Origin of the sequence: uncultured Tenacibaculum sp., from assembly GCF_947502995.1 — a bacterium.
GTDB lineage: Bacteria > Bacteroidota > Bacteroidia > Flavobacteriales > Flavobacteriaceae > Polaribacter.
The window spans coordinates 259,076-275,100 of sequence record NZ_CANNBW010000002.1 but is presented as its reverse complement, the minus strand read 5'-3'; the positions used below and the strand labels follow the sequence as shown (position 1 = coordinate 275,100).

14 protein-coding genes are annotated in these 16,025 nt (G+C 29.1%); 8 read left to right on the top strand and 6 right to left on the bottom strand.

Features of this window, described 5'->3' with window-relative positions; translation table 11 throughout:
- Positions 1–531 precede the first annotated feature (531 nt).
- The 5 genes from thrS to Q1A46_RS02775 all read left to right on the top strand — a co-directional run bounded on the left by thrS (position 532) and on the right by Q1A46_RS02775 (position 4,444).
- The gene (gene thrS / locus Q1A46_RS02795; protein WP_299673755.1) at positions 532–2,484 is read left to right on the top strand and encodes a threonine--tRNA ligase; all 1,953 of its coding nucleotides are present in this window, start codon (positions 532–534) and stop codon (positions 2,482–2,484) included.
- A gap of 70 nt (positions 2,485–2,554) precedes the next feature.
- Positions 2,555–3,073 carry a translation initiation factor IF-3 gene (gene infC / locus Q1A46_RS02790; protein ID WP_299673763.1) on the top strand — a complete coding sequence of 173 codons (519 nt, stop codon included), beginning with the start codon at positions 2,555–2,557 and terminating at the stop codon, positions 3,071–3,073.
- 55 nt (positions 3,074–3,128) lie between these two features.
- Positions 3,129–3,326, top strand: a complete 198-nt coding sequence (gene rpmI, locus Q1A46_RS02785) for a 50S ribosomal protein L35 (RefSeq protein ID WP_075341031.1) — start codon at positions 3,129–3,131, stop codon at positions 3,324–3,326.
- Positions 3,327–3,420: 94 nt separating this feature from the next.
- On the top strand, positions 3,421–3,765 hold the full coding sequence (gene rplT, locus Q1A46_RS02780) for a 50S ribosomal protein L20 (protein ID WP_095070111.1): 345 nt from the start codon (positions 3,421–3,423) through the stop codon (positions 3,763–3,765).
- 82 nt (positions 3,766–3,847) lie between these two features.
- Positions 3,848–4,444, top strand: coding sequence for a hypothetical protein (locus Q1A46_RS02775; RefSeq protein ID WP_299673753.1), 597 nt, complete (start codon positions 3,848–3,850; stop codon positions 4,442–4,444).
- 18 nt (positions 4,445–4,462) lie between these two features.
- Here the strand turns inward: Q1A46_RS02775 and Q1A46_RS02770 are convergent, their stop codons facing one another.
- Positions 4,463–4,933 (bottom strand): hypothetical protein, encoded by a 471-nt coding sequence (locus tag Q1A46_RS02770; RefSeq protein WP_299673751.1) that lies wholly within the window; start codon positions 4,931–4,933, stop codon positions 4,463–4,465.
- A gap of 402 nt (positions 4,934–5,335) precedes the next feature.
- Here Q1A46_RS02770 and secDF point away from each other — a divergent pair, with 402 nt between their 5' ends.
- From secDF to obgE, 3 genes are all read left to right on the top strand, one after another.
- The gene (gene secDF, locus Q1A46_RS02765; RefSeq protein WP_299673749.1) at positions 5,336–8,317 is read left to right on the top strand and encodes a protein translocase subunit SecDF; all 2,982 of its coding nucleotides are present in this window, start codon (positions 5,336–5,338) and stop codon (positions 8,315–8,317) included.
- 96 nt (positions 8,318–8,413) lie between these two features.
- Complete coding sequence (locus Q1A46_RS02760) at positions 8,414–9,532, top strand: adenylate kinase (protein ID WP_299673747.1); 1,119 nt, start codon at positions 8,414–8,416, stop codon at positions 9,530–9,532.
- Between the two features lie 39 nt (positions 9,533–9,571).
- The gene (obgE, locus tag Q1A46_RS02755; RefSeq protein WP_299673745.1) at positions 9,572–10,561 is read left to right on the top strand and encodes a GTPase ObgE; all 990 of its coding nucleotides are present in this window, start codon (positions 9,572–9,574) and stop codon (positions 10,559–10,561) included.
- Here the strand turns inward: obgE and Q1A46_RS02750 are convergent.
- Genes Q1A46_RS02750 through lpxB form a run of 5 tightly spaced genes read right to left on the bottom strand, consistent with a single transcriptional unit; the run spans position 10,558 to position 16,025 of the window.
- A complete protein-coding gene (locus Q1A46_RS02750) occupies positions 10,558–11,040 on the bottom strand; it encodes a C40 family peptidase (protein ID WP_299673743.1) in 483 nt (160 codons plus the stop codon). The genes obgE and Q1A46_RS02750 overlap by 4 nt on opposite strands.
- A 58-nt stretch (positions 11,041–11,098) precedes the next feature.
- The gene (locus tag Q1A46_RS02745) at positions 11,099–12,763 is read right to left on the bottom strand and encodes a hypothetical protein (protein WP_299673741.1); all 1,665 of its coding nucleotides are present in this window, start codon (positions 12,761–12,763) and stop codon (positions 11,099–11,101) included.
- Positions 12,747–14,312, bottom strand: a complete 1,566-nt coding sequence (locus tag Q1A46_RS02740) for a fibronectin type III domain-containing protein (protein ID WP_299673739.1) — start codon at positions 14,310–14,312, stop codon at positions 12,747–12,749. The genes Q1A46_RS02745 and Q1A46_RS02740 overlap by 17 nt, the downstream gene beginning before the upstream one ends.
- A gap of 59 nt (positions 14,313–14,371) precedes the next feature.
- Positions 14,372–14,905: a C40 family peptidase gene (locus tag Q1A46_RS02735; RefSeq protein ID WP_299673737.1), complete on the bottom strand. Its 534-nt coding sequence runs from the start codon at positions 14,903–14,905 to the stop codon at positions 14,372–14,374.
- A 10-nt stretch (positions 14,906–14,915) separates the two neighbouring features.
- The gene (lpxB, locus tag Q1A46_RS02730) at positions 14,916–16,025 is read right to left on the bottom strand and encodes a lipid-A-disaccharide synthase (protein WP_299673735.1); all 1,110 of its coding nucleotides are present in this window, start codon (positions 16,023–16,025) and stop codon (positions 14,916–14,918) included.

The following is a 16,025-nucleotide window of genomic DNA, read 5'->3' as shown; positions in this document are numbered from 1 at the left end:
TTTGTTATTCCAAAATCCCTGTGATCGTTGCTTTCATTTCTGAAAGCGGATGCAAAACTATAACCTTTTTTTAATCTAGCAAAACTTTTTTTAAAGTTTTTTTGATTAATTTTTAATCTAATCTTACACCAAAAAATCAATGAACTCCCATCTCAAAAACGGACTGCAAATATAGAAACTTTAATTCCAATTCCGCAAGTAAAATTTTAATTATTTTTTAACCTTAATTTTACTCTTTATCTACAACCTGTTTATGAACTTTTGCAAACTTTAAAACTGCGTTTCTCCGTTTGCGGGTGCAAAACTACACACTCTTTTTAATCTACACAAACTTTTAAAACAAAAAAATGAAAAAAAATCGCAATAGCCAGAAAACCAACAGATTGTTTTCAAACAAAATTAAACAACACTACAATCATTGAAAAAAGATTAATAATAACATACTATATATTGTATTAAAAAACGTTTTACAATATATTTGCCCATTAAGATTTTCACTTGTAGGAAAATCATAACATAATATATATAATAATGATAAAAATTACATTACCTGACGGAAGTATTAGGGAGTACGAACAAAACACAACTCCTATTGAAGTTGCCAAGAGCATTAGTGAAGGTTTAGCTAGAAATGTTATTTCTGCTAACTTTAATAACAACACTATTGAAACTACCACACCTTTAACAACCGATGGTAATCTTACACTATATACTTTTGACTCTCCTGAAGGTAAAAAAGCATTTTGGCATTCATCTGCCCACGTTTTAGCTCAAACAATCTTGGACTTTTATCCAAGCGCTAAACTTACTATAGGTCCTGCTATCGATAATGGATTCTATTATGATGTAGATTTTGGTGACGATACAATTTCTGAGAAAGATTTTTCTTCAATAGAAAAGAAATTTTTAGAAAGAGCTCGTGAAAAAGCAGAGTTTAAAATGCGTTCAGTTACAAAAGACGAAGCTCTATCTTATTATAAGGAAAGAAACAATTCATATAAAGTAGAATTAATAGAAGGTTTAGAAGACGGTGATATTACATTCTGTGATCACAGCGACTTTACAGATTTATGTCGTGGTGGACATATTCCAAACACTGGAATAATTAAAGCCATTAAGATTATGAATGTTGCTGGAGCTTACTGGCGCGGAGATGAAAAAAACAATCAGTTAACTCGTATTTACGGAATCTCTTTCCCTAAGCAAAAAATGCTTACTGAATATTTAGAGTTATTAGAAGAAGCAAAAAAGAGAGATCATAGAAAATTAGGTAAAGAGTTAGAATTATTTACATTCTCTCAAACTGTTGGTCAAGGTTTACCTCTTTGGCTTCCTAAAGGAGCAGCTTTAAGAGGCCGTTTAGAAGATTTCTTAAAAACTGCTCAAAAAAGAGCTGGTTATGAAATGGTTATGACACCACATATTGGTCAAAAAGAATTATATGTAACTTCTGGTCATTATGCTAAATATGGTGAAGACAGTTTTCAACCCATAACCACTCCTAAAGAAGATGAAGAATTCTTATTAAAACCTATGAACTGCCCTCACCATTGTGAAGTTTATAATTTCAAGCCTTATTCATATAAAGATTTACCAAAACGCTTTGCTGAATTTGGTACCGTTTATAGATACGAACAAAGTGGAGAACTTCATGGGTTAACACGTGTTAGAGGTTTTACTCAAGATGACGCACATATTTTCTGTACACCTGAACAATTAGATAGTGAATTTAAAAACGTTATTGATTTAGTACTATATGTATTTAAATCTTTAGGATTTGAAAATTTCACTGCACAGGTATCTGTTAGAGACCTTGAAAATCCTGAAAAATATATAGGTAGTGTAGAAAACTGGGAAAAAGCTGAGCAAGCAATCATAAATGCAGCTAAAGATAAAGGATTAGATTATGTAATTGAATCTGGTGAGGCTGCTTTCTATGGACCAAAATTAGACTTTATGGTTAAAGATGCTTTAGGAAGAAGTTGGCAGCTTGGTACTATACAAGTTGATTATAACTTACCTGAACGTTTTGACTTAACATACAAAGGAAGTGATAATGAACTCCACAGACCAATAATGATTCACCGTGCTCCTTTTGGTTCTATGGAAAGATTTATTGCGATTTTATTAGAGCATACAGGTGGTAATTTCCCTCTTTGGTTAACTCCAGAACAGGTTATAATACTGCCAATCAGTGAGAAATATGAAAAATATACCGAAAAAGTTTTACTTTTGTTAGAAAATTCCGAAATTCGCGCCCTCGTAGACAATAGAAATGAGAAGACTGGCCGTAAAATTAGAGATGCGGAAGTTAGCAAAATTCCATTCATGATTATTGTCGGCGAAAAAGAAGAACAAGATGGCACGGTATCTGTAAGGAAGCATGGTGAAGGTGATTTAGGAACATTCACTATTGAAGAATTTATCCAATTAATACAGAAGGAAGTTCAAAAAACGTTAGTAACGTTTAACACTAGTAATTAAAAGAGAATAATTTAAAAAAGTATAAGCCATAGCAATTAGAAGAAAACGCGGACGTAGACCCGCAAGAATTATTAAAGAAGATCAACATAGAATTAATGATAAAATTAAATATGTTGACGAAGTTCGCCTTGTAGGTGACAATGTAGAAGTAGGTGTTTATTCACTTGCAAAAGCTAAAGCAATAGCTCAAGAACAAGAGTTAGATTTAGTTGAAATATCTCCTAAAGCAGTCCCTCCTGTTTGTAAAGTAATTGACTATAAAAAATTCCTTTACGAGCAAAAGAAGCGTGAAAAAGCATTAAAAGCAAAAGCGACTAAGGTGGTTGTTAAGGAAATTCGTTTCGGACCTCAGACAGATGAGCATGATTACGAATTCAAAAAGAAACATGCAATTAAGTTCTTACAAGACGGAGCTAAATTAAAAGCGTATGTATTCTTTAAAGGTCGTTCTATCATATTTAAAGAGCAAGGGCAAATTTTATTATTAAAATTAGCTCAAGAATTAGAAGAATATGGTAAAGTAGAACAAATGCCTAAACTGGAAGGTAAACGTATGATTATGTTTATCGCTCCTAAAAAGACTAAGTAATTTATTCTTTTAGAATAACGACGATATATAAGCAAGATAAAAACGATAGCAGAAAATGCCTAAAATGAAAACTAAATCTAGTGCCAAGAAACGTTTTAAGTTAACTGGTTCTGGAAAGATCAAAAGAAAGCACGCGTTTAAAAGTCATATCTTAACAAAGAAGTCTAAAAAACGTAAGCTTGCATTAACACACTCAACGTTAGTACACAAATCTGACGAGAGTAACATTAAGCAACAATTATTATTAAAATAATAGTTCGCTAGGTAGTAAAATAAATTATTAACCATGGAGTTAGGCTCAATAAAGAACTATTTAATTAGTCGCCTACTACAAAAACAAGAAAATTATGCCAAGATCAGTAAATTCTGTAGCTTCAAGAAATAGAAGAAAAAAAATCTTGAAGCAAGCTAAAGGTTACTTCGGACGTAGAAAAAACGTTTATACAGTAGCTAAAAATGCGGTTGAGAAAGGATTACAATATGCTTACCGTGACCGTAAAAACAAGAAAAGAAACTTCCGTTCATTATGGATCCAACGTATTAACGCTGGAGCTCGTCAGTACGGAATGTCTTACTCACAGTTTATGGGTAAAGTAAAAGCTAACAACATCGAATTAAACCGTAAGGTTTTAGCAGATTTAGCTATGAACAACCCAGAGGCTTTTAAGGCAATTGTAGATAAAGTAAAATAAGTTTAATAACCTTGCTTATACTAAAAACCCAAACTTTTTCGTTTGGGTTTTTTTAAATCAACCCGAAATCTAAATATATCTAATGAAAACTATCAACTTTTTATTTGTATTACTTTTTTCAACTTCTTTATTTGCTCAAACAAAATTGACTAAAAAAGAGATTAAAGAATTACCAAATACAATAGAGAATGAATTTAAAAAAGCTTACGGTTTATCAAATACTTGGAAAGAGTATAAAATGATTCCAAGAAATGAATTTGTAGTTTTTCAGAAAAGAGTTCTTGATAGTGTTGCTATTTTAAGGAATGAAATAGTTGCTCGACAAAATATAGTAGATTCTCAAAAGAAAGAAATAGCTTCTTTGAATGAAAACATTAATAAAGTTACTAATGATTTAACTAGTTCCCAAGACAAAGAAAATCAAATAAATGTTCTTGGAATAGCTACTAATAAGACTACTTATAATATGTTTACTTGGTCTTTAATAGGAATATTATTACTTGCTTTAATATTTTTTATTTCAAAATTTAATAGTAGTAATATTTTAACCAAAAAGGCAAAAAATAATCTAAGTGAAATAGAATCAGAATTTGAAACATTTAGAAAAAAATCTCTAGAGAAAGAACAAAAGTTAAGGAGACAATTACAAGATGAAATAAATAAACAAAGAGGAGTTTAGTAAAAACTTCTCTTTTTTTTATAATCTTTTGTATAATTTAGACGTAGTACTCCTTTCTTTATCCTTTAATAATTCTTCAGCCTTTCTTTGTTCATTTAATTGTATTACATAATTATAAAACTCTTTCTTTCTTCCTATATAGTTTACTGAAAGATTAACTTCATCTATCAAAAAAAGGCAATTATTATCTTCGTCATTAATATGACAATCATTAAAATTGAAAGAAGAAAAATTCTCTTTCAAATATTTTTTTACAATTATATTCTTTAATTCTTCTTTATTAATATTATCTCTGAATATATATTTAAAACATACCAATTCTTGCTTGTAAAAATGCATCTCAACAATAAACTTGTAATCTAATATTTTAAGTTCAGTAAATAAAATTGAAATATATTTTAATTGTTTAACAATCCTAAAAGGTTTTTTAAGTTTACTTTTTACCTTTTTTAAAGATGTACCAAAACGTATGCTTTCGGAAAAATTCATTTCGATTTTGGTTCGAAAAGTACGCTTAAATGAATCAAGAGAAAGGTATAAACTAATATAAGACTCTGGGTATTTATATGTATTTATAACTCTCTTGTAATAAGAAGTGTAATATTTTTTAGAAGTAAAAAAACTAAACAATGGTCTCTCAAATAATAACATAATATTAATTTGTTTTGTACCACTTTCTTCCCAAATTACATTATAATTTAAATATAATTAAAATACTTGACAATTTTTTATCAATTCATTTAAAAAGGGTTAAAAAACCGTTATGAATACAATAATTTTTGATGATTATAACAAACCTATCTTGTAAAAATTATGGTTTTCTTTTTTCTTCTACTTTTGTTATACTATATTTGCACGTTTTAAAAAAGAAGTCAGTCTAAATTATTGAAAATGCAAAACAAAGGTCTAATCAGATTATTTGCAATCCTTTTCGGATTAGTAAGCTTATACCAATTATCATTTACGTTTTTTGGGAACAAGGTTGAAAATGAAGCTAAAGCATATGCTGAAGCAAATCTTGGTGAAAACAAAAGTGGTAAGGAATTAGCTAGACTTGAGAGAAAATATCTTGATAGTGTTGCAAATAATGAAGTAGTATTAGGAAACACCTACAACGACATTAAAGACAAAGAAATGAATCTTGGTCTTGATTTAAAAGGTGGTATTAATGCTATTTTACAAGTATCAGTAAAAGATATCTTAATAGGATTATCTAATGAGTCTAAAAATGAAACTTTCTTAACAGCTTTAGCTAACGCTGATGAAGCTCAGAAGGATTCTCAAGATGATTACATAGATTTATTTTACACAGAATTTGAAAACGCTAGTAAGGGTGCTATAAAATTAAGCGACCCAAAAATCTTTGGTAATAAATTATTACGAGAGAAAATTGACTTCAATAAAACTAACAGTGAAGTAAAAACTGTTTTACAAGAAGAAATTAACAGCTCTATCGCTACTGCTTTTCAGGTATTGAGAAGTCGTGTAGATAAATTCGGAGTTGTACAACCAAATATTCAAAGAATTGGTACATCTGGTAGAATTCAGGTTGAATTACCAGGTGCTAAAGATATAGAGCGTGTTAAAAAGTTATTAGTTAGTACTGCTAAATTACAGTTTTGGGAAGTATATTCTAATACTGAGGTATTACCTTTTATGGCGCAAGCAAACTTAAAATCAATTGATTTATTAAAGAAATCTGTTGAAAAAGAAGTTTCAGAAAAGAAAGATAGTACAGAGAAAAGTAATATTAATGATTTATTAAATGACAGTAGTGATTCTACTTCTGTAGCAGACTCTAAAATGTTATTTAATTACTTTGTACCTAATCAACAACAATATGGTTCTATTATTGGTTTTTCTAAGATCCAAGATACTGCAAAAGTAATGAGCCTATTAAGAAATAAGCAAATCACTGCTTTATTACCAGCTAATTTAAGAAACACTAAGTTCTTATGGGATTATAAAGCTGATGCAGAGAGTGCTGATTCTGGAGATAACTCTGAAAGCTATATTCGCTTATATGCTATTAAATCTAATAGAGAAGATATTGCTAATATTGAAGGTGATGTAATTGCTGATGCTTCTCAACAATTTGATCAATTAGGAAAACCTGAAGTAAGCATGACAATGAATACTAAAGGAACTAAATTGTGGAGTAATCTTACAGAAAAGAACATCAACAAACATGTTGCTATCGTTTTAGATGATTATGTATACTCTGCTCCTATCATCAAACAAAAATTAGGAAGTAATTCTTCTATTTCAGGAGGTTCAATGACTGTAGAAGAAGCTCAAGATCTTGCTACAGTATTAAAAGCTGGTAAATTACCTGCTCCTGCTAGAATTATCGAATCAGAAGTTGTTGGACCATCTTTAGGTAAAGAAGCAATTAGTGCAAGTATGTGGTCTTTTGCTTTAGCTATTTTATTAGTATTAGCATGGATGGTATTATACTATGGTAAAGCTGGTTTATATGCTAACATTGCACTAGTAGTAAATATTTTATTCATTTTTGGAGTATTAGCATCATTTAATTCAGTACTTACATTACCTGGTATTGCTGGTATTATATTAACAATTGGTATGTCGGTAGATGCCAACGTAATTATCTTCGAAAGAATTAAAGAAGCTTTAAACTCAGGAAAAAGTTTATTCGAATCAGTTAATGAAGGATTTAGTTTTAAAGGAGCTTTATCTGCGATCTTCGATGCGAACATTACTACATTCTTAACTGGTGTTATCTTATACATTTTTGGTACAGGTCCAATTAAAGGATTTGCTTTAACATTAATGATTGGTATTGCTACATCTTTATTTACTGCAATTTTCATCACTCGTTTATTTGTTGATGGAGCTGTAACTAAAGGCAGTAATTTAACATTCAACACAAATATTTCTAAGAACTGGTTTAAAAACATCAGTATTGAGTTCTTAAGAAAGCGTAAGATAGCTTATATCATTTCTGGAGGTTTAATTATTGCTGGTTTAGCTTCGATTTCTACAATTGGTTTAAAACAAGGTGTAGATTTTAAAGGAGGTAGGTCTTTTGTCGTTCGTTTTGATAAAGACATGAAAGCTAATGAAGTTGCTAATTCTTTAAAAGAAGTTTTTGGAACGGCTCCTGAAGTTAAAACTTACGGTGCTTCTAATCAATTGAAGATTACAACAGTTTTCAAAATTGAAGAAAAGAGTAAAGAAGTAGACGAACTTGTACAAAATACTTTATATAACGGTTTAAAAACATATTTAACAGATTTAAGTTACGAAAACTTTAAGCCTGGTTTTGATAAAGGTGAAAACGCGCAAGGTATAATGAGTGCAAGAAAAGTTGATCCAACTATTGCAGATGATATCAAGCAGGCAGCTATTTGGGCTGTGTTTGGATCGTTACTTGTGGTTTTCTTATATATCTTATTACGATTCAGAAAAGTTTCTTACTCTATCGGTGCAGTAGCAGCTGTATTCCACGATGTTTTAATCGTATTAGGAATCTTCTCTATCTTATATAAGTTCATGCCATTTGATATGGAAATTGGTCAATCATTTATCGCAGCAATATTAACCGTAGTTGGTTACTCGCTGAATGATACCGTGGTTATCTTCGATAGAATTAGAGAATATGCAGAAAACAGTACTTCTTTTACTGCTAACTTAGTTGATAAAGCTTTAAGCAGTACTTTAGGAAGAACAATAAATACATCTTTAACAACATTATTAGTAATGTTAGCTATCTTCTTCTTTGGAGGTGATAGTATTAAAGGATTCATGTTCGCATTAATCGTAGGTGTTATAGTAGGTACGTACTCATCTTTATTCGTAGCTACACCAATTATGTTTGATGCTACTAAGAATAAAGAAACTCAAAAATAAATTCATTAGAATACTATAAAATTACCGTTTTGTTCCTGCTGATTCATCAGTTAAACAAGACGGTTTTTTTTATTTAATTAGTATATTTACCTATATATGAAAATTAAGAAACTTCACGATTTATATTTTAAGGAATTAATAAGCAAGGAAGAGATTTCTTCTATAGTTAAACAACTTGCTCATCAAGTAAAAAATGACTTACCTGAAGGTGAAGTTCCATTATTTATAGGTATTTTAAATGGATGTTTTGTTTTTGCATCCGACTTTGTTAGAGAATTCAATCAAGATTGCGAAATCACTTTTGTAAAACTAGCTTCTTATGAAGGTACAACTTCTGGGGAAACAGTAAAAAAACTAATTGGTATTAATGAAGATATTTCTGGTAGAACAGTTATCATACTAGAAGATATTATTGATACAGGAACTACACTACAAGAGATTTACGAAATCTTCAGAAATAAAAACATTAAAGAACTTAAAATAGCTTCGTTATTTTTTAAACCAGATGTGTATAGAAAAGAACTACACATTAACTACATCGGTAAGAATTTAGAAGATAAATTTATTGTTGGTTATGGTTTAGACTATAATGGTTTGGGTAGAAATTTACCTGCTATTTATCAATTAACAACACAACCTAAAATGAAAAACATAGTATTATTCGGACCTCCTGGTGCCGGTAAAGGAACACAAGCTGAATTGCTTAAAGAAAAGTATAACTTAGTTCATATTTCAACTGGTGATGTTTTTAGATTCAATATTAAAAACGAAACTGAATTAGGAATATTAGCTAAAAAATATATCGATGAAGGTGAATTAGTTCCTGATGAAGTTACTATTAATATGCTAAAAGCTGAAGTAAATAAAAATGCTGAGGCAAATGGTTTTATTTTTGACGGATTCCCAAGAACAGAAGATCAAGCTAAAGCTTTAGATGAATTCTTAGCTGAGAAGAACGAAAGAATTAACGGAATGGTCGCTTTAGAAGTTCCTGAAGATTTATTAGTTGAGCGTATTTTAGAAAGAGGAAAAACTAGTGGTCGTTCTGATGATACTGACGAAGAAAAAATCAGAAATCGATTTAACGAATACAATACCAAAACAGCCGTTTTAAAAGATTATTACAATGCACAAGGTAATTTCTACGGTGTTGATGGTGTTGGGTCTATTGAAGATATTACAAAACGTTTAGCAGACGTTTTTGACACATTATAAAAACATTCCCGCTTAGGCGGGAATATTAATTTTTGAGAAATGACTGAAGGAAATTTTGTTGACTATATAAAAATATATGCTTCTTCTGGTAAAGGAGGACGTGGATCTGCACATTTGCATCGTGAAAAATATATTGCAAAAGGTGGACCAGATGGTGGTGATGGAGGTCGTGGTGGACACGTAATCTTCAAAGGAGATAAAAATATGTGGACATTATTTCACTTAAAATTCAAACGTCATTTTAGAGCTGAAGGTGGTGGTGATGGTGGATCTAGTAGAAGTACTGGTAAAGACGGATCAGATGTTATTGTTCCTGTTCCATTAGGTACCATAATTAGAGATGCAGATACAGATCAAATTCTTTATGAAATTACTGATGATGAACAAGAAGTTATTGTTCTTGAAGGTGGTAAAGGAGGAAGAGGAAACTGGCACTTTAAATCACCAACAAATCAAACACCGAGATATGCTCAACCTGGAATCGACGGTAAAGAAGCTTGGTTTAGAATTGAATTAAAAATTCTTGCTGATGTCGGTTTAGTAGGATTTCCTAATGCAGGAAAATCAACTCTTTTATCTGTTTTAACTGCAGCAAAACCAAAGATTGCAGATTATGCTTTTACAACTTTAAAACCTAATTTAGGTATTGTAGAATATCGAAATCACCAAAGTTTTGTAATGGCCGATATTCCTGGTATTATTGAAGGAGCTGCTGAAGGAAAAGGATTAGGACATTACTTTTTAAGACATATAGAAAGGAACTCTTTATTATTGTTCTTAATTCCTGCAGACTGTGATGATATTAAAAAAGAATACGATATTCTTTTAAATGAGTTAAAACAGCATAATCCTGAACTTTTAGATAAAGATCGTGTGTTAGCTATTTCAAAATCTGATATGTTAGACGATGAATTAAAAGCTGAAATAAAAGAAGAATTACCAAAGGGTATAGAAACTTTATTTATATCTTCAGTAGCACAAATGGGATTAATGGAATTAAAGGATAAACTTTGGTCTAAACTTAATTAATTATCAATATTAATTCGCTTTGCAAAAGCAAAAGCATCTTTCCAATATGATTCATTCATTGAAGTTATCACAACACCTTTAGATGTACTTGAATGAATGAATTTTATTTCTTTTGAAGTAACTGAAGTTACTAACCCAACATGGTTTATATCTCCTTTTAATCTTGCGATATCAAAAAATAAAAGATCTCCTTTTTTTATTTCTTTATAATCAACTTTATTTCCAGTTGTACTCATCGATCTTGACGATCTTGGTAAAGTAATGCCTAGTTCATCTTTAAAAACCGTATACACTAAGCCAGAACAATCCATTCCATTTGAAGTTGTTCCTCCAAATTTATATGGTGTACCTAAATATATTAACGCTTTGTCTACTGTTTTGACTTCTTCCGTTTTATATTTTTCGTTTTTATTAACCTTAAAAAAAATAAAACTTAAAAGAAATATTAAAATTAGAAGGGTAAATTTATTATTCTGCACTTCTATAAATTATAAGTTAATTTAATTACTAATTTATAGATATAATATTAATTCTATCTTATTGTGAGCAGTTTCCGTCTATTAAGTTTTGTTTTGTAGGATTAAATAAGTTATCAATAATTGTAAAATAACCAAATTCTTCACCTTCTTTTGCTAGTTTTGTTATTCCGCATAAATCATTTAACAATCCATTATCTTCTACCAATAACCTTCCTTTAACAAACCAAAAATTAGCTAAAGCATCTAAATTTTCAAGTTTTTTATTATTAATAATAATTAACTCATGATCGTAGCTATCCCTTATATTTCTAATATTTTCTAATCCGGAAAGATTTACAAGATTCTCGTTATCTCTAATTGTTAAATAAATATTTTTCTCTAAAGTTTCTAATCCTTTCAAACTTGTTATCTTATCGTTATTTCTAATTACTAAATTATTAATATTAGATACTGTAAGTGCTTCTAAATTTTCTAATGATTTGTTATCTCCTATAACTAAAAGTTTTGCTTCTTTAAAATTCTCAAGACCATTAAGGTTAACTAAACTATCGTTGTTTGTTATTGTAAATTGTCCGAATCCATCAAAAACACTTTTAAGGTTTTCTAAACCATTCAAATTCTCTAAAGACTCATTATTTGTTATAGTTAAAGAGTTAAAACTTTCAAAATTACTTAAACCGCTCAAAGATGTAAGTGATTCATTTAAAACTAAATTTAATTGTGATAAATATTTTATTTTCTTAAAACCATCAATAGATTTCATTTTTGAATTTCCCGCTACATATGCGTAAGTAACATAGTCTACAGAAAAAAACTCATTAATATGCTCTAATTCTTCATTATCTGTAATTTCTATTCTTACAAACCTTCTAGAAGCCTTAGCATTTTCTAGTCCTTTTAATGATTCACATATCGTATTCTGTATTCTAATATGTTCTCCTTTTATTTCTCTAACAGATTTGAATCCTGATATATCTTTAATATCAGTAGCAATTCCAGAACTATTTCCTATAAATAGGCTTCCATCAATTATATTATAGCCTCCTTTAATAAATTCATTAACATCAGATTGACTAGAAATACTTAATGTATTATCGTAAACCTTTAAATTAGTAGTAAAACTAAAAGTTCTTGATATTGTAAATCCTTGTGAATTCTTGGCTACTACTTTACCACTATAACCTTGCAACCCTTTTAATTCAGGGAAATAAAAATAAAGTTCTGATCTATTTTCTTCCAATAATTCATTGTCTAAATAAATATCATATAAAATTTTATCATTTGATGAATTATCTGAAGAAGCTGTCCATTCTATTTTAGAAAAGTAAGCATCTTTTTCTACTACTGATACATTAAAATTAGAAGGTAAAGGTTTATCTCCTGTTGTAAAATCAAATTGTTTTGAAATAGTATTTCCATCTGGATCAGATGCTATGATTTCTCCTTTATAATTTTTATTGTATTCCAAATCATTAAAAACATATTCTAAAACTTGTTTATTGTCAAAAATTTTAGATTCGTTTAAAAATAGATCATAAAAAACTGCTTGTCCATCATTATCTTTTGATTCTGTCCAAAAAACTTTAACCGAATTTAATGTTAAATTCTCTATTTGAACAGTAAAATTTGATGGTTTTGAATTTATTTCTTCTTCATTTGTACATCCTATACATATTAATAATACTAATGTATAGATTGAAAGTAATTTAGTTTTTGCAATCATTATTTAAAATTTCTTCCATAGTTGGGTTAAACATATTTCCTCTTATTGTATAATAATTTTCATCATAAGATTGAAGCGCTAACTTTAAAGCACAAAAATCATTCAACTTTTCATTATTACTAACTGAAAATCTATTTCCTATACTTTTTAAATTATTTAAGCCTTCTAGACTTTCTAAACTTTTATTTCCTCCTATAGACAAATCACTATATCTTATTTCTTCTAAAGCACTAAAACCAATTAAATTTTTAATATTTGGTAAATTTGAAATAGATAAACTTCCTTTTACAACTTTTAATTTTGTCATATTGAAAAGCTCATTAGCCTTAATATCACTTAGTGTTAAATTATTTACAGATTCAAGATTGGTAAAACCTTCAATATAACTTAGTTCTGTATTATCGTTAATTCTCAAGGATTCATCCATTTTTTTCAACTTATGAAATCCTATCAAACTTTCTAAATACCAATTATTTCTTATATAAATATGATTAACAACTTCTAAATTTTTAAATGCTTCAATAGTTTTTACACCATTATTAGCTATAGTAAGAATTCTACCTATTTGTGTTAAATTATCAAAAGGAATAAAGGTTTTTAATCTAACATTTTCTTTGATTATTAAATCTCCGTAAATATGTTTAACCTTTTCTAGCCCTTCTATGGATTCAAAGAAGTGGTTGTTTTCTACAATTAAATTCCCTCTAACCTCCTCTATTTCTATACCTTTTAGAGTCAACAAATCTCTAGTTAGCCTAACTATAAAATTTCCGCGAATCTTTTTTAAACTTTTTATTGCAGTAAGATCTGTAATTCGATCACTAGGACTAGTTCCATCTGTGATAATTAAACTTCCATCAACTTCAATATATCCTTTTGATCCAAAAGCATCTAAAGAAGCTTGTGTATTAAATTCTATTGAATCTTTAAAAACCCCATCTTTTGTAGAAAAAGTTAACTCATCATAAGTTTCGTTCCCTAAACTATCGAATGCAACAACCTTAACTTCATAAGAAGTGTTTGGTGTTAAGTTTTCAATTTTACAATATGTAGTTTCTAAATTTTGAAAAACAATAGCATCGTTTATAAAAACATTATATTTAACTTGATCATTATCTGGATCTGTTGCTCTTTGCCAATAAAGCGCTACTGATATATTTTCAGGATTTGCATTTTCAATTTTAAATGATCTTGGTGCTTGATTTGATAAAGTCGAAATTTTTTCAGTAATCTCTTTGAAATTTTCTTCTTCATCAAAAGCCACAATTTTTAACTTATATTCATTATTGGAATTTAAATCAGTTAAAATTATTCTTCTTTCCTGTGTTTTTTCTTTTAATAAATTTGAGTCTAAATAAACTGAATAAAAAACATTTTCTCCTTTTGAATGAAAAGATTCACTCCATTTTAACTCTATAGAATTAGAAGTTGTAGAAAGAATTGTAATTTCAAAATCGGATAAATTAGTTTCAACAACTGTGCTCTCTGAAGAACAAGCTACTAAAAATAATGTTAGTAGTAGAAAAGTGGATTTCTCTAGTAATTTCATATTATTTTTTTTGCAAAAATAATATTTAATTCTAAAGATCACTGTAGTAAAAAAGAATTTTACAACACTCTTTTAGCTTTTGCGAAATTTCTTCTATAATATTTTTGAGACATATTATTTACCGTTACTCCTCTCTTTGTTGAGGCATGTATAAAGTAAACAATTCCATTTTTTACTGAGGTGACCAAACCAACATGACTAATTTTTCTTGGTTTTCTAGGGTTAGTTGTAAAGAAAAGTAAATCTCCTTTTCTAGCATTTTTTAAAGGAATTTGCTTTCCCTGATTAGACATATCGTATGATGTTCGTGGTAAAGAAACTCCGTTCTTTTGAAATGAAGTCATAATCAAGCCAGAGCAATCCATTCCTTTTCTTGTAACTCCTCCATACTTATATCTTGTACCTTTATAAGTGTTAGCTGTAGCAATTATTCTATTTGCTAATGTTGAAAGATCTTTAGTTCTTACAGATCTTTTCTTTGTAACGACTCTTTTTTTAGTTTTATAGCGTTTTGATGAACTTGCACTTTTTGATGAAGAACAACCATATGCTAAAAATAAAATAAAAATAATTTGGGGTATTTTTTTTATCACTATTGTACTTTTATGTTAAACTTTCTATTATTGATTTTGCTACTTTTTTTGATGCTCCCTTTCCTCCTAGTTTTTCTTCCAATTCAAAATAATCTAAGAAAAGAGCTTTTCTTTTATTTTCTTCCAGAAGTAACTCTAATTCTTGTTCCAAAGTAAATTCATTAAATTCATTCTGAATAAGTTCTTTTACTACTTCTCTATCCATAATTAAATTCACTAAAGAAATATAATCTAAAGTTATAATTCTCTTAGCGATTTGATAAGACAACCAGCTTCCTTTATAACAAACTACTTGCGGTACTTTAAACAAAGCTGTTTCTAATGTTGCCGTACCTGATGTAACTAAAGCTGTATGTGAAATACTGAGTAAATCATAAGTTCTATTATCAACAAACTTTACATTACTAGTTTTTAGAAAATTATCATAAAATGCTTTCGTTTGACTTGGAGCTCCAGCTACAACAAATTGATAATCTGGAAATTTATCAACCATAAGTAGCATTGTATTCAACATTTTAGTAATTTCTTGTTTTCTACTTCCTGGCAATAAGGCTATAATCTCTTTATCTCCTAAATCATACTCTTTCCTAAACTCATCTTCATCAACCTGTTCTCTATCTACTATTCCATCAATTAAAGGATGACCTACAAATTCAACTTCGTAATTAAACTTTTTGTAAAAATCTTTTTCAAAAGGAAGTATCACAAACATTTTGTCTACATCTCTTTTTATAGATTTTACTCTACCTGCTCTACTTGCCCAAACTTGAGGTGATATATAATAATTGGTTCTAAACCCATTTTGCTTTGCCCACTTAGCTACAGGTAAATTAAAACCTGAATTATCTATAAAAATGACAACATCAGGTTGAAATTCTTCAATATCTTTCTTACAAAATTTAATGAAACCAAGAGCTTTACGTAAATTTAATATGACTTCTACAAAACCCATTATAGCTCTATCTTTGTAGTGAACAACTAATTCTCCTCCTACAGATTTCATCAAATCACCTCCCCAAAAACGAACATTAGCTTCTTTATCATGTTTAAACAGTTCTTTCATCAGATTAGAACCATGTAAATCTCCAGAAGCTTCTCCTGCAACTATATAATATTTCAT